The organism is Photobacterium sp. DNB23_23_1 (genome assembly GCF_052873815.1).
Genome location: NZ_JBNNXT010000012.1, coordinates 13787 through 34296, shown reverse-complemented (window position 1 = coordinate 34296; position 20510 = coordinate 13787). Strand labels below are relative to the sequence as shown.

Annotated in this window: 16 protein-coding genes; 13 read left to right on the top strand and 3 right to left on the bottom strand. The window is 45.9% G+C overall.

The window, feature by feature from the left end; all coding sequences use genetic code 11:
• The first annotated feature begins 2 nt into the window (after positions 1–2).
• Positions 3–1733, top strand: a complete 1731-nt coding sequence (locus tag ACVA53_RS09880; protein ID WP_255041480.1) for an ATP-binding protein — start codon at positions 3–5, stop codon at positions 1731–1733.
• Between the two features lie 51 nt (positions 1734–1784).
• Here the strand turns inward: ACVA53_RS09880 and ACVA53_RS09875 are convergent, their stop codons facing one another.
• Together ACVA53_RS09875 and ACVA53_RS09870 are read right to left on the bottom strand one after the other, a co-directional pair.
• Positions 1785–2240 carry an RNA methyltransferase gene (locus ACVA53_RS09875; protein ID WP_255041482.1) on the bottom strand — a complete coding sequence of 152 codons (456 nt, stop codon included), beginning with the start codon at positions 2238–2240 and terminating at the stop codon, positions 1785–1787.
• A gap of 161 nt (positions 2241–2401) precedes the next feature.
• Complete coding sequence (locus ACVA53_RS09870) at positions 2402–2734, bottom strand: PBPRA1643 family SWIM/SEC-C metal-binding motif protein (protein WP_255041483.1); 333 nt, start codon at positions 2732–2734, stop codon at positions 2402–2404.
• Positions 2735–3011: 277 nt separating this feature from the next.
• Here ACVA53_RS09870 and ACVA53_RS09865 point away from each other — a divergent pair, with 277 nt between their 5' ends.
• The 11 genes from ACVA53_RS09865 to ACVA53_RS09815 all read left to right on the top strand — a co-directional run bounded on the left by ACVA53_RS09865 (position 3012) and on the right by ACVA53_RS09815 (position 16406).
• A complete protein-coding gene (locus ACVA53_RS09865) occupies positions 3012–4793 on the top strand; it encodes an extracellular solute-binding protein (RefSeq protein WP_446505035.1) in 1782 nt (593 codons plus the stop codon).
• A 2-nt stretch (positions 4794–4795) separates the two neighbouring features.
• Positions 4796–5881 (top strand): microcin C ABC transporter permease YejB, encoded by a 1086-nt coding sequence (locus tag ACVA53_RS09860; RefSeq protein ID WP_255041485.1) that lies wholly within the window; start codon positions 4796–4798, stop codon positions 5879–5881.
• Positions 5881–6903 (top strand): ABC transporter permease, encoded by a 1023-nt coding sequence (locus ACVA53_RS09855; RefSeq protein WP_255041487.1) that lies wholly within the window; start codon positions 5881–5883, stop codon positions 6901–6903. Before ACVA53_RS09860 ends, ACVA53_RS09855 begins: the two co-directional genes overlap by 1 nt.
• 2 nt (positions 6904–6905) lie before the next feature.
• Positions 6906–8498: an ABC transporter ATP-binding protein gene (locus tag ACVA53_RS09850; RefSeq protein WP_446504984.1), complete on the top strand. Its 1593-nt coding sequence runs from the start codon at positions 6906–6908 to the stop codon at positions 8496–8498.
• A 233-nt stretch (positions 8499–8731) separates the two neighbouring features.
• Positions 8732–10231 (top strand): glucose-6-phosphate dehydrogenase, encoded by a 1500-nt coding sequence (zwf, locus tag ACVA53_RS09845; RefSeq protein ID WP_446504983.1) that lies wholly within the window; start codon positions 8732–8734, stop codon positions 10229–10231.
• A 5-nt stretch (positions 10232–10236) separates the two neighbouring features.
• The gene (pgl, locus tag ACVA53_RS09840) at positions 10237–10950 is read left to right on the top strand and encodes a 6-phosphogluconolactonase (protein WP_446504982.1); all 714 of its coding nucleotides are present in this window, start codon (positions 10237–10239) and stop codon (positions 10948–10950) included.
• 12 nt (positions 10951–10962) lie between these two features.
• Positions 10963–12411, top strand: coding sequence for a decarboxylating NADP(+)-dependent phosphogluconate dehydrogenase (gnd, locus tag ACVA53_RS09835; RefSeq protein ID WP_255041492.1), 1449 nt, complete (start codon positions 10963–10965; stop codon positions 12409–12411).
• Between the two features lie 509 nt (positions 12412–12920).
• Positions 12921–14459: an alanine/glycine:cation symporter family protein gene (locus ACVA53_RS09830; RefSeq protein WP_255041493.1), complete on the top strand. Its 1539-nt coding sequence runs from the start codon at positions 12921–12923 to the stop codon at positions 14457–14459.
• Between the two features lie 257 nt (positions 14460–14716).
• On the top strand, positions 14717–15193 hold the full coding sequence (locus ACVA53_RS09825; protein ID WP_255041494.1) for a GNAT family N-acetyltransferase: 477 nt from the start codon (positions 14717–14719) through the stop codon (positions 15191–15193).
• Between the two features lie 110 nt (positions 15194–15303).
• Positions 15304–15774, top strand: a complete 471-nt coding sequence (locus ACVA53_RS09820) for a hypothetical protein (protein ID WP_255041495.1) — start codon at positions 15304–15306, stop codon at positions 15772–15774.
• A gap of 143 nt (positions 15775–15917) precedes the next feature.
• The gene (locus tag ACVA53_RS09815; RefSeq protein WP_255041496.1) at positions 15918–16406 is read left to right on the top strand and encodes a DUF523 domain-containing protein; all 489 of its coding nucleotides are present in this window, start codon (positions 15918–15920) and stop codon (positions 16404–16406) included.
• A gap of 302 nt (positions 16407–16708) precedes the next feature.
• Here ACVA53_RS09815 and ACVA53_RS09810 read toward each other — a convergent pair whose 3' ends face one another.
• A complete protein-coding gene (locus ACVA53_RS09810; RefSeq protein ID WP_255041498.1) occupies positions 16709–17812 on the bottom strand; it encodes a phosphoribosylaminoimidazolesuccinocarboxamide synthase in 1104 nt (367 codons plus the stop codon).
• A 270-nt stretch (positions 17813–18082) separates the two neighbouring features.
• On the opposite strand from ACVA53_RS09810, the gene ACVA53_RS09805 reads away from it, so the two are divergent.
• Complete coding sequence (locus tag ACVA53_RS09805) at positions 18083–20452, top strand: ATP-dependent helicase (RefSeq protein ID WP_255041500.1); 2370 nt, start codon at positions 18083–18085, stop codon at positions 20450–20452.
• Positions 20453–20510 lie beyond the last annotated feature (58 nt).

Genomic DNA, 20510 nt, shown 5'->3' with positions numbered 1-20510 from the left:
CTATGGGCCTTGAACGCATGGATCCGGAACGTCACGTTGCATTAATGCAGAAGAAAATTGACCGTGAGCGAGAAGCCAGAAAGATGGCTGAAATGCTACTTGAGTCAAAAAGCTTAGAGCTCTATCAGACGAAACAATTGGTTGAGCAAAACCTTGAGCAAATGAGAGATAAGGTAGCCAGTGGCTCTGAATTTTTGTCATATCAGCAAAAGATGGACAATTTACTGCTCCGCTTTGGTCATACGTTCCTTAAATACCAACCTTCTTTCGGTATCATCAAAGAGCTGCTAGATGCATTGATAGCGAGTAATGCTGCTAGCTATTGTGGAATAAACATAGGTTGTGATTCCACACCAGCGCTTAATATTAGCTATTTTTCTGGTATCGATGAGAAGTTAGTTCCCCCAGCCAAATTGGCGTCAGTCGGTGAGTGTTGGGATGAACATCATCAATTGCATTGGTTTTCGCTTAGTAATTCGGTCGTGAAAGGGTATTTTGTAACGCGAATCGATGAAAGGAGAGAATGGCACACCACAATTCGTAAGCATATGAACTTGATTGGTGAAATGCTTCGTACATCTATTGATCGTCAATTGAAATTGGAAGAGGCTATTCGAGCGAGGAAGTCTGCGGAAGAGTCGGAGAAGTCGACCCGTGATTTTTTGGCGATGATAAATCACGAGCTGAGAACACCGCTAAATGGTTTACTGGGTACTGCAGAGTTGCTGTCGGATACAGAGCTCGATTGTCACCAGAGGGGATTGCTTTCTACATTGCATCATTCAGGGGAGCTACTTCGGGCTATTATTAATGACTTGCTGGATTACAGTAAAATCAATGCGGGGATGATGGAATTGACGGTTAAAGCTTTCGACAGCCGTTTGATGACCAATATGCTAAAAGACATCTTCCAGCATCCCGCCAATGAAAAGCAACTCGATTTTTCTATTCATTTTTTACCTGATACACCGCAACACCTGCTGGGCGATGAAGATAGGATCAAGCAGATCTTTGTAAATCTTATTGGCAATGCGATTAAGTTTACTCAGAAAGGCTTTGTTTCTGTCACGATTGGTTGGCAAGACGAAGCACTTAAATTTATAGTGCGGGATTCAGGTTGCGGTATTCCTAAAGACAAAGTGGGCACGTTGTTCCAGCCATTTACTCAAGTCGATAATTCTAGTAACCGGCAGCATGAAGGCACTGGTTTGGGGCTGGCCATTTGTAAAAAGCTCGCTGAGCAGATGAAAGGTTGGATAGAGGTGGACAGTGACTATGGTCGCGGAACCACCTTTACCGTTACTCTTCCATTAGCAGTGAACGTCTCAACGGTAGATGAGGCGACAGCTCAGCAAGGTGGTGCCCACTCTATAGATGATTTGACTATTCTGGTGGTGGAAGATTTAAAAACCAACCAGATGATTATTAAACTTATGTTAGGTAAGTTCGGTATTACTCCTGCTATCGCAGATAACGGGCAGAAGGCATTAGATATTTTAGAACAGCAGAATTTTGATATTGTGCTGATGGATTGTCGTATGCCGGTACTTGACGGTTATGCAACTACCGAGCGGTTACGCAATGACGGTTACAGTAAGCCGATTATTGCTCTGACAGCTGGAACGACCAAAGCTGAGCGTGAGGAGTGCTTTAATGCTGGTATGGACGATATTCTGTGCAAGCCTTATCAAAGTACCGAGCTTAGAGAAATGATCGAAAAATGGGGCACATAAATTGTCCCCCAAAGAGCAGATTTTGCTCATTTTTTGTTTAGATCTGTTGTGCTAGTGGTTAGAAAAACTTTCACCTTTAGCCATGCGATCATAAAGAATGACATTGACTGCTGCGGCCAGGTTCATACAACCCTTGGTTGGTACGTAGATCGTTTCCCGGCAGAATTCGGTGATCTCTTTTTTTAACGTGCCGTCTTCAGGGCCAAAGATATAAAAAGCCCGCTGTGGGTGCTTGTAATCAGGCAGCGGTTTGGCTCCCTCAACCAGATCGACGGCAACCGGTACGCAATCGTGTGGAATGATGTTTTTGAGATCTTCAACGCCAATTAACGGAATATCGAGAATGCTATTTTTGGTGTCAGTACAAAACTTCTTAGCAAGGTCATAGCGTGTGCCTGTGTAAAACACACTATTGACGCCATAGCAGCCAGCGGCACGCATGACAGAACCAACATTTTCAGGGGTTTTGGGATTGAATAGCCCAACACAGGCGTAACCTTTGCTCATAACACGTATCTTTCCGAAATTTTCAACAGCGCGAGATTATACGGATTCTGACGGAAAATGGCAGGGGAAGAGGTTAATGAAGTATCGGTGCGTATAAAAGTGGGACAACCCGGCACGAAGAGGGTACCGGGGTCATTAACCCTGCTTACTGGGTTACCACGTTAGCCGCAGCACTTTTTGTATTTTTTGCCACTACCGCATGAACATGGATCATTACGGTTTGGTGTCTTCTCAAAAACAGTGGTTTTTGGTTTGTTGATCAGCGTCTCAAGCTCCACAAGGTTTTCTTCTGCCTCACTGTTTACTGTTATCGTGGCAAATAGTTCATGTTGCTTGAGTAAAGCTTCGGTCTCTGTTTTTTTCTCATCGCTATTCACGACTAGTTGTAGCGGGTTGATTTCAGTTCCCAGTTTTTTGGCCTGATTAGTATTGAAGCCGTAGCTTTCGTGTTTAGGCTTTTTCTCAATGCGACCTTTAAAGAAGAACTTAGACATATGATGATCCTGGCTTAAATAAGATAGTTTCAAGCTCTTAAAGCATGAAAGCGGGCGATATTAACGACTTCAACAGCTTGCCGCAAGTGATCACACCTTTTCATATTGCTCATTGAGTGGTTGTTCATTTTTCATTAGTGTCCTATCGTAAACATATATCATAAAATAATTATATCTAATTCAACGAGTAAGATAGCGGACAGTAAACGCTGTCTGAAAAATAGATTTATGCATGGAGGCCTAGATGTACAAATGCGTCTCATCGTTGTTGGTGGCGATGGTTATAGCTGGTTCTGTCTCTGCTAACGAGGTGATTGAGAGTCGCTCGTTAGTCGGGTTTGGTAGTGCTAAGTACCCAGCCGACTTTTCCCACTTTGACTACGTAAACCCTGATGCACCTAAAGGAGGGCAGGTGACCTATGCTCAAGTAGGCACCTACGACAGCTTTAACCGTTTTGCTTCACGTGGTGTTTCTGTTGCTGGCAGTGAGGCTATCTACGATACCTTATTTGTCTCATCTGAAGATGAGATCGACAGCTATTACCCCTTGATTGCCGAAAAGGTTCGTTATCCTGATGATTACGCCTGGATGGAAATTGATATCAATCCTGATGCCAGGTTTCATGATGGTAAACCGATCACCGCTGCTGATGTTGCCTTTACCTTTGATAAGTTTATGAAGGAAGGGGTCGCCCAGTACAAGGTGTACTTCAAGGATGTTAAATCAGTAACGGCCCAGTCTGAGCGCACCGCAAGGATAGAGATGGTAAAACCAAATCGTGAGGTGCTGTTAGCTTTAGTGCAGGGGATGAATGTGCTGCCTGAGCATTTTTGGAAAGACAAGAACCTAAGTGAGCCTCTTAATGCCCCTCCTGTTGGCAGCAGTGCGTACAAAATCACTGATTACAAGCCTGGTCAAAGCGCGACCTATTCCTTGGTCAAGGATTATTGGGCCAAAGATTTGCCAGTAAATGTTGGCAGACATAACTTCCAAACCATCAAATACGATTATTATCGGGATGAAACGGTCACGCTGGAAGCGTTCAAGGCTGGCGAGTATGACATCCGGGAAGAGAACGTGGCCAAGTTTTGGGCGACCTTGTATCAAGGGACGAACTTTGACAAAGGCTACATAGTAAAAGAAGAAATTCCACATCAAATTCCTCAATCAATGCAGGCGTTTGTCTTTAATACCGAGCGAAGCTACTTTAGTGATCCCAAAGTTCGTGAAGCCTTGTCTTACGCGATGGACTTTGAATGGATGAACAAAAGCCTGTTCTATAACCAGTACACCCGTACCCGCAGTTACTTCCAAAACACCGACTATGAAGCTAAGGGCTTGCCATCTGAAGAAGAAGCAGCGGTCTTGGCACCGATAAAAGATAAAGTGCCAGCCAGAGTGTTTACCGAAGAATACCAGCCTCCTAAGTCTGACGGTTCCGGCCGTATACGTGTTCAGCTACGTAAAGCCCTTGCGTTGATGAAAGAAGCCGGCTGGGAGGTGCAGAACAAGGTAATGACCAATGTCGAGACTGGCGAAACCTTTACCTTTGAATTGCTGATGTACAGTCCGACCACCGAGCGTCTAGCTATTCCGCTACAGAAGAACCTGAAGTTGCTGGGTATTGATATGCGCTTACGCACAGTGGATACCACGCAATATATCAAGCGCTTGAGAGACCGTGATTTCGATATGGTGTCGGCTGGCTACGGTGCCAACCCATACCCAAGCCCGAATTTAATGATCGCTTGGAACAGTAATTTTATAGACAGCACTTACAATACGGCTGGGGTAAAAGATCCGGCGGTTGATTACCTAACCGAGCAAATTGCCGAAAATCAGGAAGATCCTGACAAGTTATTAAGCCTAGGCAGGGCGCTTGATAGAGTATTGCAGTGGAACTTTTATGTGATCCCGCAGTGGCATATCAGCATGTTCCGGGTGTCGAGCTGGGACAAGTTTTCCCGTCCCGAGCTACGACCAAAATATACCCTAGGTAAAGATACGTGGTGGCTTGATACTGAAAAAGCGGCCAAGTTACCTGAGAAACGGCGGTAATTATGTCGGCTTATATAATTCGACGATTGTTGCTGGTGATCCCCACTCTGTGGGCGATCATCACCATCAACTTCTTTGTGATTCAAATTGCACCCGGTGGGCCAGTTGAGCAGGCGGTAGCCCAGCTTGAAGGTCATAGCTCCGGGATCATGGAGCGCTTTACTGGTGGAGGGCAGGAAGTCGGCTCGCTCGAACCTTCGGATAATGGTTCCGGCTATCGTGGTTCCCGTGGCCTAGATCCTGAAGTGGTCGACGCTATTAAGAAGCAATTTGGCTTTGATAAGCCATTGCTCGAACGTTATCTCGATATGCTCAAAGATTACGCGACCTTCAATTTTGGCGAAAGCCTGTTCAAGGGCGGTAATGTCATCGATCTGATCATAGATCGTTTGCCGGTATCTATTTCGCTTGGCCTGTGGAGTACCTTGATCATTTATTTGGTCTCTATTCCACTGGGTATCAGCAAAGCCATAAAACATGGCTCACGGTTTGATGTGTGGAGTAGTGCGGTGGTGATTGTGGGCTATGCGATCCCCGGTTTTTTATTCGCAATTTTGTTGATCATTTTCTTTGCGAGCGGCAACTATTTCAGTTGGTTCCCGCTACGCGGATTAGTGTCATCGAATTTTGATCAACTGAACTGGTACCAGCAAATTATCGACTACTTTTGGCATTTAGCCCTGCCTATTCTGGCCATGGTCATTGGCGGTTTTGCGACCCTGACCATGCTGACAAAAAACTCGTTTCTTGATGAAATCAATAAACAATATGTTGTAACGGCTCGGGCCAAAGGGCTGGATGAAAGCAGCATTTTGTACCGTCACGTTTTCCGTAATGCCATGCTGATCATTATTGCGGGCTTCCCTGCTGCATTTATTAGTATCTTTTTTACCGGGGCAATGTTGATTGAGGTGATGTTTTCTTTAGAAGGGATAGGGTTGCTGGGTTTTGAATCGACCATACAGCGCGATTATCCTGTGGTATTTAGCTCCCTGTATATCATGACCCTGTTGGGGCTAGTGATGAATATAATTTCGGATATCACCTACACATTGGTCGATCCCCGGATAGATTTTGAGGCACGTTAGTGAAACTTAACCCATTAACCATGGAACGTTGGGCAAGATTTCGAGCACATAAGCGGGGCTACTGGTCGCTATGGATCTTCTCATTACTGTTTGTCTGCAGCTTGTTTGCAGAAATTGTAGCCAATGATAAACCGCTGGTGATCCAATTTGATTCACAGTGGTATTTCCCGATTGTGACTCCCTACGCCGAGACTGAATTTGGCGGCGAGTTCGATGCCGAAGCCGACTATACCGACCCTTATGTCGCAGACTTGATCGAGGCTAACGGCTTTATGATCTGGCCGATCATCCGCTTTAGTTACGATACCATTAACTACGATTTATCCGGACCTGCACCGTCGCCGCCAGACCGTGTTAACTGGTTGGGTACCGATGACAAAGGGCGGGATGTCTTGGCACGGATCATCTACGGATTTCGGATATCGGTGTTATTTGGCTTTGCCCTTACTGTTATTTCTACCGTCATTGGTGTCATCGTCGGGGCCTGCCAAGGGTATTACGGTGGGTGGATAGACTTGTTTGGACAGCGCTTTATTGAAGTGTGGTCTGGTATGCCAACGCTATTTTTGCTGATTATTTTGTCGAGTTTTGTCGAGCCAAATTTCTGGTGGCTACTGGGGATTATGGTGTTGTTTAGCTGGATGGGATTGGTGGGGGTTGTTCGTGCTGAATTCCTCCGTTGTCGAAACCTTGATTATGTCAGGGCTGCGCAAGCAATGGGAGTAGGTGATGGGCGTATCATGCTACGCCACATGCTGCCCAATGCCATGGTGGCGTCACTTACCATGATGCCGTTTATTCTTAGTGGTTCGGTGACAACATTAACGTCATTGGACTTTCTCGGGTTCGGTTTGCCTGCCGGCTCGCCGTCATTGGGGGAATTACTGGCGCAAGGTAAAACCAATTTGCAGGCACCATGGTTAGGCTTGTCTGCCTTTGTCGTTCTTTCAATCATGCTGAGCTTGCTGGTGTTTGTTGGTGAAGCTGTGCGTGATGCATTTGATCCCCACCATCAGAGGTAACCATGTCGCAACCTATTATTACCATTGAAAACCTGTCGGTGGGCTTTCAAAGCGGAAAAGCTGTCAATCAGGTGACTTACAACGTGAGTTTGGATATCCGACGCGGTGAAACACTGGCGCTGGTGGGGGAAAGTGGTTCAGGGAAGTCTGTGACGGCCAATGCCATTTTGCGATTGTTGCCTAAATCTTCGACGCACTATATGAGTGGTCATATCCATTATGATGGCATTGATATGATGCGGTGTAGCGAGCGTGAGATGCGTGGCCTTCGGGGCAATCGTATCGGTATGATTTTCCAAGAGCCGATGATGTCTCTCAATCCGTTGCATAAGGTTGGTCGTCAGCTGTGCGAAACACTGGCTATACACCGAGGTACCCGACAACGTGAAGCGCAGAATAAAGCGCTAGAATGGTTGAAAAAAGTAGGGATAAGGAACCCCGAGCAACGCTTAGAGTCTTATCCTCATGAGCTCTCAGGTGGTGAACGGCAACGGGTGATGATAGCTATGGCCCTCATTAACGAGCCGGAGTTGTTGATTGCTGATGAACCGACCACCGCATTGGATGTCTCGGTTCAGGCCCAGATCTTGGATCTGCTCAACGATCTGCAGCGGGAAATGGGGATGGCGATACTGTTTATTACCCATGATCTCAGTATTGTTCGCAAGATTGCCGACCGTGTTGCCGTCATGCAAATGGGCCGGTTGGTTGAGACCAATACGATGACCGAAGTATTTGAACGCCCTCAAGATCCCTATACCATTAAACTGATCAACTCAGATCCAAGTGGCGAGCCGGTACCTGTTGATATGGCGGCAAGCCCGATGTTTGAAATCAAGGATTTAAGGGTATGGTTTCCGATTAAGGGCGGTATCCTCAAGCGAGTAAAAGATCATATCAAGGCCGTGACTGATGTGAGCTTTCTACTGCGTACAGGTCACAGTGTAGGCTTGGTCGGGGAGAGTGGTTCGGGAAAGTCGACAACAGGTATGGCTATTCTTAAGCTACTAGAAAGTACAGGGGAAATAGTGTTTTGCGGTGAGGATATTTCGGCATTTAATCGTAAGCAGATGCTACCCCTACGCAGTAAGTTTCAAGTGGTTTTTCAAGACCCATTTTCTGCTTTGAATCCAAGAATGTCAGTGGCACAAATCATTGGTGAGGGGTTAAGAGTTCATCAAGATTTAACACCAGAACAAGAAGAAAAAATGATTTGTGATGTGATGCGTGATGTGGAGCTGGATCCTGAAACACGTCACCGCTATCCCAATGAATTTTCCGGTGGCCAGCGCCAGCGCGTTGCGATTGCACGGGCGCTGGTACTAAAACCGTCATTCATTCTATTAGATGAACCGACATCATCACTGGACAGAACGGTTCAATTTCAAGTGCTTACACTGCTTAAGCATTTACAGCAGAAGTATAATTTAACTTACCTTTTTATTAGCCATGATCTTAATGTGGTGAAATCACTCTGTCACTATACCTTGGTGCTTCGCCAAGGGCAGGTAGTGGAGCAAGGCGAAACCCAAACCTTGTTCAGTGAGCCGCAGCAAGACTATACCAAGCAATTAGTATCTCTTTCAGTTGTTTAGAAGTGTCTGGTAATACCAGCTAATTGTAGCTGGGATGTAATGTGCTTCTCCTACATAATGAGTCTCCCAAAAGGCGTGGTTCTCATAATCGACTAGAATGTGACCAGTTGACGGTTTTGCCTATTGCTGTGATAGGTAAAACCTTCTGGTGCTTTTGAGTCGTGTTGATTACATTCACAACACAATAAAATGAATAACTTGTCCTGATTGATTCAGGCGAGTGGGAAAGCATTATGGTTAAGCCTGAAAATAATTGTATCGTCATCTTCGGCGCGTCGGGTGACTTGACCCATCGCAAGTTGATCCCAGCCTTTTACCACCTTTTCGCGAATGGATTGCTCTCAGAAGAATTCGCAATTTTAGGGGTAAGCCGAACTCACTATTCTGATGCTGAGTTCCAACAGAAGCTCAAAGAGTCACTGACTGCCAACGAAAAAGTTGACCCTCAGGTACTAGATGCTTTCTGCCAACGTCTCCATTACCAAGCCATTGATACCAAAAGTGTTGAAGATTACGCCAAGCTGAAAATGCGTTTGGATGATATCGAGCAGAAGTGTCAGACTAAAGGCAATACCACCTTCTATTTGGCGACACCGCCGAGCCTGTACAGTGTGATCCCAGAGTGTCTTGCTGCGCATGGTTTGAACAACGAACACAATGGCTGGAAACGCCTGATTGTTGAGAAGCCGTTCGGGTATGATTTGGCAACCGCCGAGCAGCTTGATAAAGACCTGCACGCACATTTCCAAGAACACCAGATCTACCGTATCGATCACTACCTCGGTAAAGAAACGGTTCAAAACCTGCTGGTGTTCCGTTTTGCCAATACCATGTTCGAACCGCTTTGGAATCGTAACTTCATCGATTATGTTGAGATCACTGCTGCTGAATTTCTTGGCGTTGAAGAGCGTGGTGGTTACTACGATGGTGCAGGTGCGGTTCGTGATATGTTCCAAAACCATTTGCTACAAGTACTGGCAATGGTGGGTATGGAGCCGCCGGCAGCTATAAATGCCGACTCTATGCGTGATGAGGTGATGAAGGTCTTCAAGAGCCTTCAGCCATTGTCCGACAATGATCTTCAAAATAACTTAGTACTGGGCCAGTACACTGAATCAGATGTCCGTGGTAACCACCTTGACGGTTATCGTGAAGAGCCCGGTGTGGCGGAAGATTCGCGTACTGAAACGTACGTCGGTTTGAAGATGTTTATCGATAACTGGCGCTGGAACGGCGTACCTTTCTATGTCCGTACCGGTAAGCGTTTGCCAACCCGCGTTACTGAAGTTGTTATTCATTTCAAGAAGACACCGCACCCAGTATTTGGTGCCGATGCGCCTGAAAATAAACTGATCATCCGTATCCAGCCTGATGAAGGCATTCTAATGAGCTTCGGCCTTAAGCAGCCTGGTGCTGGATTTGAGGCTAAGGAAGTGAGTATGGACTTCCACTACGAAAGCCTTGAAGAAACACATATGCTGACGGCTTATGAGCGCCTATTGCTTGATTCGATGAAAGGTGATGCCACCTTGTTTGCGCGTACCGATGCGGTGAAAGCGTGTTGGCAGTTTGTTCAGCCAATTCTGGATTACAAAGAAAACCCAGAACACCTTTATGGTTATGCCGCGGGGACTTGGGGGCCTAAAGAAGCCGACGAGCTATTATCTCGTGACGGTCGTGAATGGCGCTTCCCATGTAAGAACCTGACTAATACTGATTACTGCGAGCTATAAGTGACATGAATTACCATATATTTGAAAGCGCTGAACAGGTTGTTCAAGCTCTAGCAAAAAGCTTGAAAGAATACAGTGAGCTTGGTCGTCCAGTCCATATTTCACTGTCCGGTGGTAGTACGCCATCTCAGCTTTTTGCCTATTTGGCTGACTCGGAATTTGCCCAATCCATTCAATGGCAGAACCTCCACTTTTGGTGGGGTGATGAACGTTGCGTGGCGCCGGACAATGATCAGAGCAATTACGGCCAGGCCAAAACCTTGTTGTTTGACCACATTTCGATCCCGGCTGAGAATATCCACCGCATTCGTGGTGAAGATTTTGCAGCAATGGAAGTGCTCCGTTTTGCCGAAGAGATGATCTCGGAAATTCCTGAGCACAATGGGACCCCAGAGTTTGATTGGATCTTGCTCGGTATGGGAACAGATGGCCACACTGCATCATTGTTTCCAGGGCAAACCGATTACGAGACAACGGAAGTTGCAGCCATCGCTGCACATCCAGAGACTCGCCAGCTCCGCGTGACGAAAACAGCACATCTGCTGGCAAATGCTAAACGTATTACTTACTTGGTTTTAGGTGCAAGTAAAGCGTCGGTAATCAAAGAGATTGCCGATAATGCACCAGCTGCACAAACGTATCCCGCAGCCAAAGTCAGCTCAACGGCTGGCAAGACCGAGTGGTATTTAGATTCAGAGGCAGCCAAAGAGCTGGCATAAGGAGAGAAGTAAATGAAAGCAGATATTGGTGTTATCGGGTTGGCTGTCATGGGTCAAAACCTGATCCTAAACATGAATGACAACGGGTTTAAAGTCGTTGCTTACAACCGTACTGTTGCGAAAGTTGATGAGTTTTTGCAAGGACCGGCGAAAGGTACCAACATTGTCGGTGCGACATCTCTTGAAGATCTGGTTAGCCAGCTGGAATCACCACGTAAGGTGATGCTGATGGTTCGTGCCGGTGACGTTGTTGATCAGTTTATCGACAACCTAGTTCCACTGCTAGACAAAGGCGATATTATCATTGATGGTGGTAACACGAACTACCCAGATACTAACCGCCGTGTGGCAGCACTACGCGAAAAAGGTATTCGCTATGTTGGTGCCGGTGTATCAGGTGGTGAAGAAGGTGCACGTTTCGGACCGTCTATTATGCCCGGCGGTGATCCAGAAGCATGGCCGCATGTGAAGCCAATTTTCCAAGCTATTGCCGCTAAGACCGAACAGGGCGAAGCGTGTTGTGACTGGGTCGGTAACGAAGGTGCTGGCCACTTTGTTAAGATGGTCCACAACGGTATCGAATATGGCGATATGCAGCTGATCAGTGAAGCCTACCACTTCATGAAAGAAGGTCTAGGCATGTCGCATGACGAGATGCAGGCGACGTTCGCTGATTGGAACAAAACCGAACTGGACAGCTACCTGATTGAAATAACTGCTGATATTCTTGGCTACCGTGATGAAGACGGTGAGCCGCTAGTGGAAAAGATCCTTGATACTGCTGGCCAAAAAGGCACCGGCAAATGGACAGGTATCAACGCCCTGGACCACGGTATTCCGCTCACACTGATCACTGACTCAGTGTTTGCCCGTTGCCTATCTTCACTGAAAGAGCAGCGTGAGCACGCAGCGTCACTATTCAACAACCCAATTACAGCTGTTGAAGGTGATAAGTCTGCGTGGTTGGATGCCCTTCGTCAGGCACTGCTTGCGTCTAAGATCATTTCTTACGCACAGGGCTTTATGCTGATCCGCGAAGCATCTGAGTCTAACAACTGGGATTTGAACTACGGCAATGTTGCTCTAATGTGGCGTGGTGGCTGTATCATCCGCAGTGCATTCCTTGGCAATATCCGTGACGCGTTTGAAGCAAACCCAGAGCTGGCTTTCCTTGGTTTGGATAACTACTTCAAGGACATCCTAGAAAGCTGCCTGCCAGCATGGCGTAAAGTTGTGGCTAAGTCATTCGAGACCGGCCTGCCAATGCCTTGTATGTCTTCTGCGCTGACGTTCCTTAATGGTTACACGACTGCTCGTCTACCAGCTAATATGCTGCAGGCACAGCGTGATTACTTTGGTGCTCATACTTATGAGCGTACCGACAAGCCACGTGGTGAGTTCTACCACACCAACTGGACCGGTACCGGTGGTGATATTTCTTCAACAACTTACGATGTGTAATTTGTAACCTAAAGAAGAATGACGTAAATATTAGGCGCTGATGATTCAGCGCCTTTTTTTATGGGCAGCCGGTGCCAGATATCAGCGAAAAGCTAATACCAACCTGGATAAGTAGTTGATCAAGTATTTATGTAGGTCGGTATAAGCCAGGCCGTAATTTTTAAATGCAACCTATTGCTCTTGGTTGTAATTGTTGAGCTGCGTAATAAATGCTCGGGGATAAGTGATGCAGCTGGTTAAACAGAGCAAAATTGTGAGCAAAGGAGGGTTTTTGGGTTTGTTTGCTTGGTTTTTAAACACTTGGATAACAACCTCGTAGCAACAAATTTGGGTTAATCGACCTAGATCACGCTATCAGGTAGGGGCTTTAACTGCCAACTGTCAGCAACGCTCGATTTATGAGCTATAGATCACGCCAAATTGAATGATGAAATAAAATATTTAACAATCGGGTTACAATGTGATTATTATACTGACGAGCATTAACCAATCATACAGGGAGTTTTTTAATGCAGTCGTTAGTAGATTTTCTCAATGGAATAATTTGGAGCCCAGTGCTGATTTATCTGTGTCTGGGTGCCGGTCTGTTTTATTCCATTACCACACGTTTTGTACAGCTTCGTCACTTCAGAGAGATGTGGCGCCTATTGTTATCGGGTAAAAGTTCCGCTCAGGGTATCTCCTCTTTTCAGGCACTAGCCGTTTCTCTTTCTGGGCGTGTAGGTACAGGTAACATCGCTGGTGTTGCTGCGGCTATCGGTTTTGGTGGTCCGGGTGCGGTGTTCTGGATGTGGGTTGTTGCTTTCCTTGGGGCTGCAACAGCTTACAGTGAATCTGCCTTGGCTCAAATTTATAAAGAAGAAGATGAAGATGGCCAGTTCCGTGGTGGTCCTGCTTACTACATTGAGAAGGCCATGGGGCAGAAGTGGTATGCTTGGATTTTCGCTATTGCGACTATCTTTGCCTGTGGTGTACTTCTTCCAGGTGTTCAGTCCAACAGTATTGGTAATGCGGTTGAAGCAGCCTTTGGCTCAGGCCAGATGATTGAAACAGCCATAGGTACAATCAGCCTCGCGAAGATTGTTACTGGTACGTTTGTTTCTATTATCCTAGCGTTCATTATCTTTGGTGGCGTAAAGCGTATTGCTAACTTCACTCAGATAGTTGTACCTTTCATGGCGCTTGCCTACATTGTGATCGCCTTTGTTATCATCCTACTGAATATCAACATGGTACCTAGTATCTTTATGATGATTATCGGTGATGCCTTCACACCGATGGCGGGAGTGGGTGCGGCAATTGGTTGGGGTGTTAAGCGGGGCGTCTACTCGAACGAAGCGGGTCAGGGAACAGGCCCTCATGCCGCCGCTGCTGCAGATGTACAGCACCCAGCTCAGCAAGGCTTGGTACAGTCGTTCTCTATCTATATCGATACCTTGCTAGTGTGTTCGGCAACAGCGTTCATGATTTTGATTACAGGTGCATACAACGTACACGGTGGTGCAGAGGGCATGTTCCTTATTCAGAACTTGGCGGCTGATATTGGCGCTAACGGTCCGGTATTCACCCAAATGGCTATTGAGAGCGCAATGCCAGGTATAGGCAAACCATTCATTGCCTTTGCACTGTTCTTCTTCGCCTTTACGACTATTCTTGCTTACTACTACATTGCAGAAACCAACATTGCTTACATTCGCCGCTCAGTAAAAGTACCAGGCATGATGTTTATCCTAAAAGCGGTATTGATTGTTGCGGTATTCTACGGAACGGTAAAAACCGCTAACCTTGCTTGGGCAATGGGTGATGTGGGTGTGGGTTTGATGGCCTGGTTGAATATTGTCGGTATCTTGATTATTTTCTTCCTATCTAAACCCGCTCTAAAAGCGCTGAAAGATTATGAAGAACAGCAAAAAGCGGGCGTGACAGACTTTACGTTTGACCCGGTTAAGCTTGGTATCAAGAACGCTGGTTTCTGGGAGAAGAAACTTCACGGAAAGGTGACATCGGAAGAGGTTGAAGACGCAGAACCTGCGAAGACAACCATCTAATCGATTGATCATTAAACAGTAAAAGGCCATTGGGTAATACCCAATGGCCTTTTTTGCTGATAAGAAATGTTGTGAAGCGAAATGGGAAACAGAACGTACGTTTACGAGTGGTGGCATCATATTGCCTGTCGATTGACGTGTATGACGTATCGGTCAACAAAGACAACTGATTAACCCGATTGGTTGATATGATGAATTGTAAAGATGAAGTTGTCTTTATATAAAGCTGTTAGCTGTACCCACAAAAGGATAGTACGATGATCAAAATTAGAGATTATGTTGAAGCCGATGCGCAGGCGCTATGGGATATACATTTCCATACTATTCGTAACATAAATATCCGTGACTATACTCAAGAACAAGTCGAAGCATGGGCTCCTGAGTGTTTGGATTTGTCTATCTGGAAAAAACGCCTGAAAGGCTTGACCCCATTTGTAGCGGAAATTGATGGTGTCGTTGTTGGCTACACAGATCTTCAAGCTGATGGTTTAATTGATCACTTCTTTTGCCATCACAAGTATCAAGGGCAGGGTGTTGGTAAGACATTAATGAATCACGTGTTTAATGTTGGTAAAGAACGAGGAATTTCTCTTTTTTATTCAGAAGTTAGCATTACAGCTAAACCATTTTATGAGTACTTTGGCTTTAAAGTAGTGCAGGCTCAAGAAATGGATGTTCGTGGACAAAGGCTAAACAACTTCGTAATGGAAAAATACAGCTTACAAAGAATTTAAGACGGATTCCCAACGCTTGGCACTTTTGGTTCAATTTGGGTTAAATGATTTACTAATCAATGCTTTGAGTGCATTTTCACCACTTGATACGGCGTTGGAAGCAAGAATGTATGAGCACTATAGAATATCTAAAGTTAGACGATGTAGATTTAACGGAGTTAATGTTTACATTAAACGAAGATTCACTGAGATCACATTTGATTGATCATCCATATTTCGATGAGAAGTCCATCCGTTCGTGGGTGGAGGGCAAAATCGATACGGATTCGATGACAGGCTGTAAAGTTCGTGCCGTTATAATCGATGGTGTTCTCTCGGGCTGGTGTGGAATTCAACCGGACGAGTGTGGCTTTGAAGTAGCCATTGTTATCTCAAAAAAATTTTGGGGTTCTGGCGTCTCAATCTTCAGAACTCTTTTACTCTGGGCCGGTCAACTTGGGCATAAAGAGGTTGTTTTTCACCTTTTAGATTCGCGGCGCGAATACAAGTCGCTTGCAAAAAAAGCAAATAGAGTTCGTAGTAGTCAGTTGTTGGGTCGTAGGTTTAATACTTACTATTTTCCAGTAGATTCGGTGGGGTAAATTGCTTCTAACAAGACGGTCAAACTGACGTCTATTCCATCGCTTGTTTATGTGTGGCGTTCGCTACGCTGCCACAACACAATCAACTACATAGCCGCAGCTTACCGCGGCGTTAGCTATTTCTCGTATATAAAGGAGTTTCAGTGGTAAAAGTTCTCGTTAGTTCGTGCTTGGTTGGAAATAAAGTTAGATACAATGCAAGTTGTTTATCAATCCCAGAGCCTGAGTTGCACTGGCTTAAATCAAACGTAGATCTAGTGGTCTTTTGCCCTGAGGTGTCGGCAGGTCTACCTACTCCGAGAGCTCCTGCTGAAATAATCACAGGGAAAGGCGTTGATGTGCTTGATGGTTTGGCGAACGTTGTTGGAAATGATGGCATTGATGTTACTACACCATTTGTAAGTGGGGCGGAGAACGCTTTGGAACTCTGCCAAAAACAGCAAATAAAGTATGCGGTACTCGCAGAGGGTAGCCCTTCTTGTGGTAGTTCAAAGATTTACGATGGTACATTCAACGGGATTAAAATCGATGGCTCAGGGGTAGCTACGGCATTGTTAGAGCGGAATGGTATTAAAGTCTACAGTCAGCATACGATAGCTAAACTCCAAAGTACGTTGGAAAAACAGAGCTAACAAGAAATTTAAGAGTGATTCACAACGCTTGGCGCCGTCACTTTTAAGTAAGTTTAGTGTTATATAGTGACCTGCCCCCAATAACTAATCCAGATTGGTATAACAAACGCTTCAAGTCGTGTTTTTACACGTATGCCGAACTTGCTGCGCTCAGAAGGTCAAAAAATACGTTAAAGTGCACTCTTAACACTACTTATGCCTAATCGGGGGACATGTTGCGCAGTTGACAGCTTTTCCGGTTCGAATGATCGCAAAAAGGCAGCCTTGTGGCTGCCTTTTGTCATTGCGGAGGTAGCAAATGGTTAGTCAATCAAACCGTACTGCTCGCGAAGTACTGAGACGATTTCAGCCTTCGGGTTTTCAGACAACTGGATTTTCTGGCCCGTGATTTTCTCGGCAATCTCGGTGTAGACCTTAGATAAATTCATCAGCGCATCTACCGGGAGTTCGTTGTCGCGGGCGAGGGCGAAACGCTCGTCCATACGATCTTTGTTTAGCATGATGTCTGGATCTGGGAAGTGGTTGAGCAACATCTGGCGGAAGCCTTCTTTCGAGTTCTCAACGATTTCACCGTTGCGGTATGCTTCACCATCCCAAATACGGGAAGAATCCGGTGTACCAACTTCATCCATGTAAATCAGCTTTTCTTTACCTTCGGCATCTGTCACGTAACCAAATTCAAATTTGGTATCGACGAAGATTTGATCCAGCGAGGCCAGCTCTTTGCTGATCACATCAAAACCTTCCTTGAGTAGTTGCTCATAGCGACTGATGTCATCGGTGCTGCGGAAGTTGAATGCTTCGAAATTGTTCATAAGATCAGAACGGGTGACGTTGACATCGTCGACTTCAGGCACGCCCGGAATACCGGTAAGAATGCCCTTAGTTGATGGTGTCATCAGTAGCTCAGGTAGTTTCTGATCCTTCTCTAGTCCTTTTGGCAGTTCGATACCACAGAAGTTGCGTTCGCCTTGGCTGTATGCACGCCACATAGAACCGGTAATGTACTGGCGGCAAATTGCCTCGACCATAACAGGTTTGGCTTTTTGTACAATCCACACAAACGGGTGGGGGATATCAAGGATGTGGCTGTCGGCCAGACCATTTTCGCGGAACAATTTGAACCAATGGTTAGAAATAGCATTAAGAGCCGCACCTTTCCCCGGTACACCTTTCAGGCCGCCTTCTGCGTGCCAGATGCAGTCAAATGCAGAAATGCGATCACTGATCACCATGATTGCCAGTGGCGCATCAGGTTGAACGTTGTAGCCTTTCTCTTTTATCAAGCGACGGCTATCTTCTTCGGTTAACCAGTAGACGGAACGAACTTTACCGCTATGAACGGGTTTATCAGTTCGGATTGGCAGGTCATCATTTACAGCGAGAACTTGATCAGCAAGGCTCATGGCGAATTCCTATTTCAAAAGTTAAACGAAGGTAAACCGTAGTGACATGACAAGAATAGTTGTTCATGCCAAGGTCTTAAGACCTATAATGGGGGCGATAATAACAGAACTCGGGTGGCCTTTCAGCTAGAAAAGCAAACGTTTGCGCAAATTTATTTTTCATTCTAAGAGTGAATTTTTGTGAAGCGATTTCAAGTGGTCATATTTTATTCAGGAGACAGGGCATAAGTATGGCAAAATCAGTCTCCATTTTTCGATGCAAGGCCCATCATGACCCGTTATACCAGTGAACAATCGGCATTTATTCATCATCAAAGCGGGAATGCCCTTTGTATTGCCGGTGCCGGGACGGGCAAGACCACCACCTTGGTGGGGTTAATCGAGCAGAAAATGGCGACAATACCGGCCCAAGAAATGCTGGTGTTGATGTTCAACCGCGATATTCGCACTGATTTTCAGACCAAATTGCGCGATAACGGCATCCAAGCGCAGGCACCGGTACATACCTTTCACAGTTTTTGCCTGAAGTTTCTTAACCAAACCGGTTTTATCCGCAATACCGGGTATCGGGTCAACTTTCAAAGCGGAGAAAGTGATAAGGCGCTGGTGAAGGCTATCTTAAGGGAGCTTTCTGGACTGGAAAAGACCTACCAGCGTCAGCAGATGATCAAAGATCCGAAAACCATTGAGTTACTGCTGAGTTTTATTGGTTTGGTCAAAGCCTACATGCTATCGCCGCATGAAGTTTTCAGGCTGGCTGAAATCAACCGTGACTACCTGTTTATTATTGACGCTTATGAGCAGTTTGAAACACTGAGAAAAAAACAGCGCTTGTTGTTTTTTGATGATTGGCTGGTGGAAACGGTCAAGCTGCTCGAAAGTGATGATGCGATTCGTGAACACTTTCATCAGCATTGCAAGCTGGTGGTGGTCGATGAGTTCCAGGATATTAATACTGCCCAGTACCGTTTGCTGAAACAGTTGTTGGGGCCGCAAACCCAGTTGCTGGCGGTTGGCGATGTTGACCAGTGCATCTATAAATGGCGGGGCAGTGCGCCGCAGTTTATGCTCAACTTTGAACAGGATTTTGCCCCTGCGAAGACTTACACCCTGTCACAAACATTTCGCTTTGGTCATAGTCTCGCGTTGGCAGCAAGCCATTTGATTGCCAATAACAAAGAGCGCTTCAGTGAGTTTTTGACGGTTTCGGGAGAAGGCGTTTCTGATACTCAAGTCATAGAGTGCGGCTCTTCCCGACAGGTCGGTGAAATTGCCAATACAATAGGAAAGTTCCTAGCGGATGGTGGTCAGCCTTCCGACGTGGCAATTTTGGTACGACGCTGGTCGCAAACCTTGTTGTTTGAGCTGGCTTTTCTGAGTAAGCAACTGCCTTATCACATGCCTGTGCCTTCTGTGCTGGCCCATAGCCGAGAAGTAAAGTTACTGATGGAGTTGGCCACCTTAGTCACTCCACGCTTCACTGATCTCTCTGTGGCGCAAAAGTCTGGCTTGCTGTTTAGTCTGATGTGTTTTCCGCATTGTTACGTACCTAACAAATCATTGAAGCCTCTGTGCGAGCAATTGGCAGGCATGGAGCCTTCACAGTGGCTAACGTTCATAGGGCGTTATGAAAAGGCCAATGCGACACTCAAGCTGGATAATTTGATCGAGCGTGTAGAGTTGTTGCAAAGGTTCATGCGTAAGGGGAGCTTCAAAGCGTCACAAGTCTACAAGCAGTATCGTAGTGAAAGTGGATTGGATAGTTGGATCTGGAAGACAGAAGCAACCGCATCAGAAATTGAGGAAGCGGTTGAGCGGTTGGACAGTGTGGCAACCGTACTGGAAGCGATGGATCAGACCTGTGAAAAAGCGTTGCAGTACTTTGAGTATTACACTCAACAATCAGGTCAGAAAAGCGATAATACAAAGACACGTGCTTCAGAAAATGAAGAGCAAGATAGTATTCAGCTAACAACTATTTTTCGTGCCAAGGGGTGTGAATACCATCATGTTCACCTGCCTTTTTGGGACAAAGAGGCTTTTCCCTATGTTAATCGTGCGTCCGGTACTGTGGGCGCGGATCTGGAAGAAGAGCGTCGATTGGCCTATGTGGCATTGACCCGAGCAAAAGAAAAGGCCTTTGTCTATTACACCACACCAGATAAACCCACAGTGAAAACGACCAATGCCAGCCGTTTTGTATTGGAAGGAAAAATAAACATAGCACAGGATTTGGGATCAAAACTGTATCAGCAAGGTGAGTTGCCGTATTACTCAAGCCCTGTTGCTGAAGAATACTGCCGCCGTATGGGGCGTGAACAGGATGTTGTTGAGCCTCCGATAAAAAAAGTTAAAAATAAGCTTGTAGCGAAAGCGGTGAGTATTGATGGCAGTAAGAAAACCGCTACGGGGTCGGATGGTAGTGGTGATTACAGCTACAAATGGGCAATGCAGCAACCTTTACCGGATAACGCAGAGAAAGTGATCAGGGCGATGGTGAAAACCAAAAATGCCAAATATCTAGATGGTGAGATAAGCCGTATTGTCAGGGAGTTGCAATCGGTGTCCGAGACTAAGAAAAAAGTGTTGGTAAACCGCCTCATCGTTGCCGCCAATGCGAGAAGCATGGTTCGTCGATAAGGTAGTGGCTCGCAGGTGAAATTATTAATGCCTAATATAAACTAAGCCTCATCAGAGG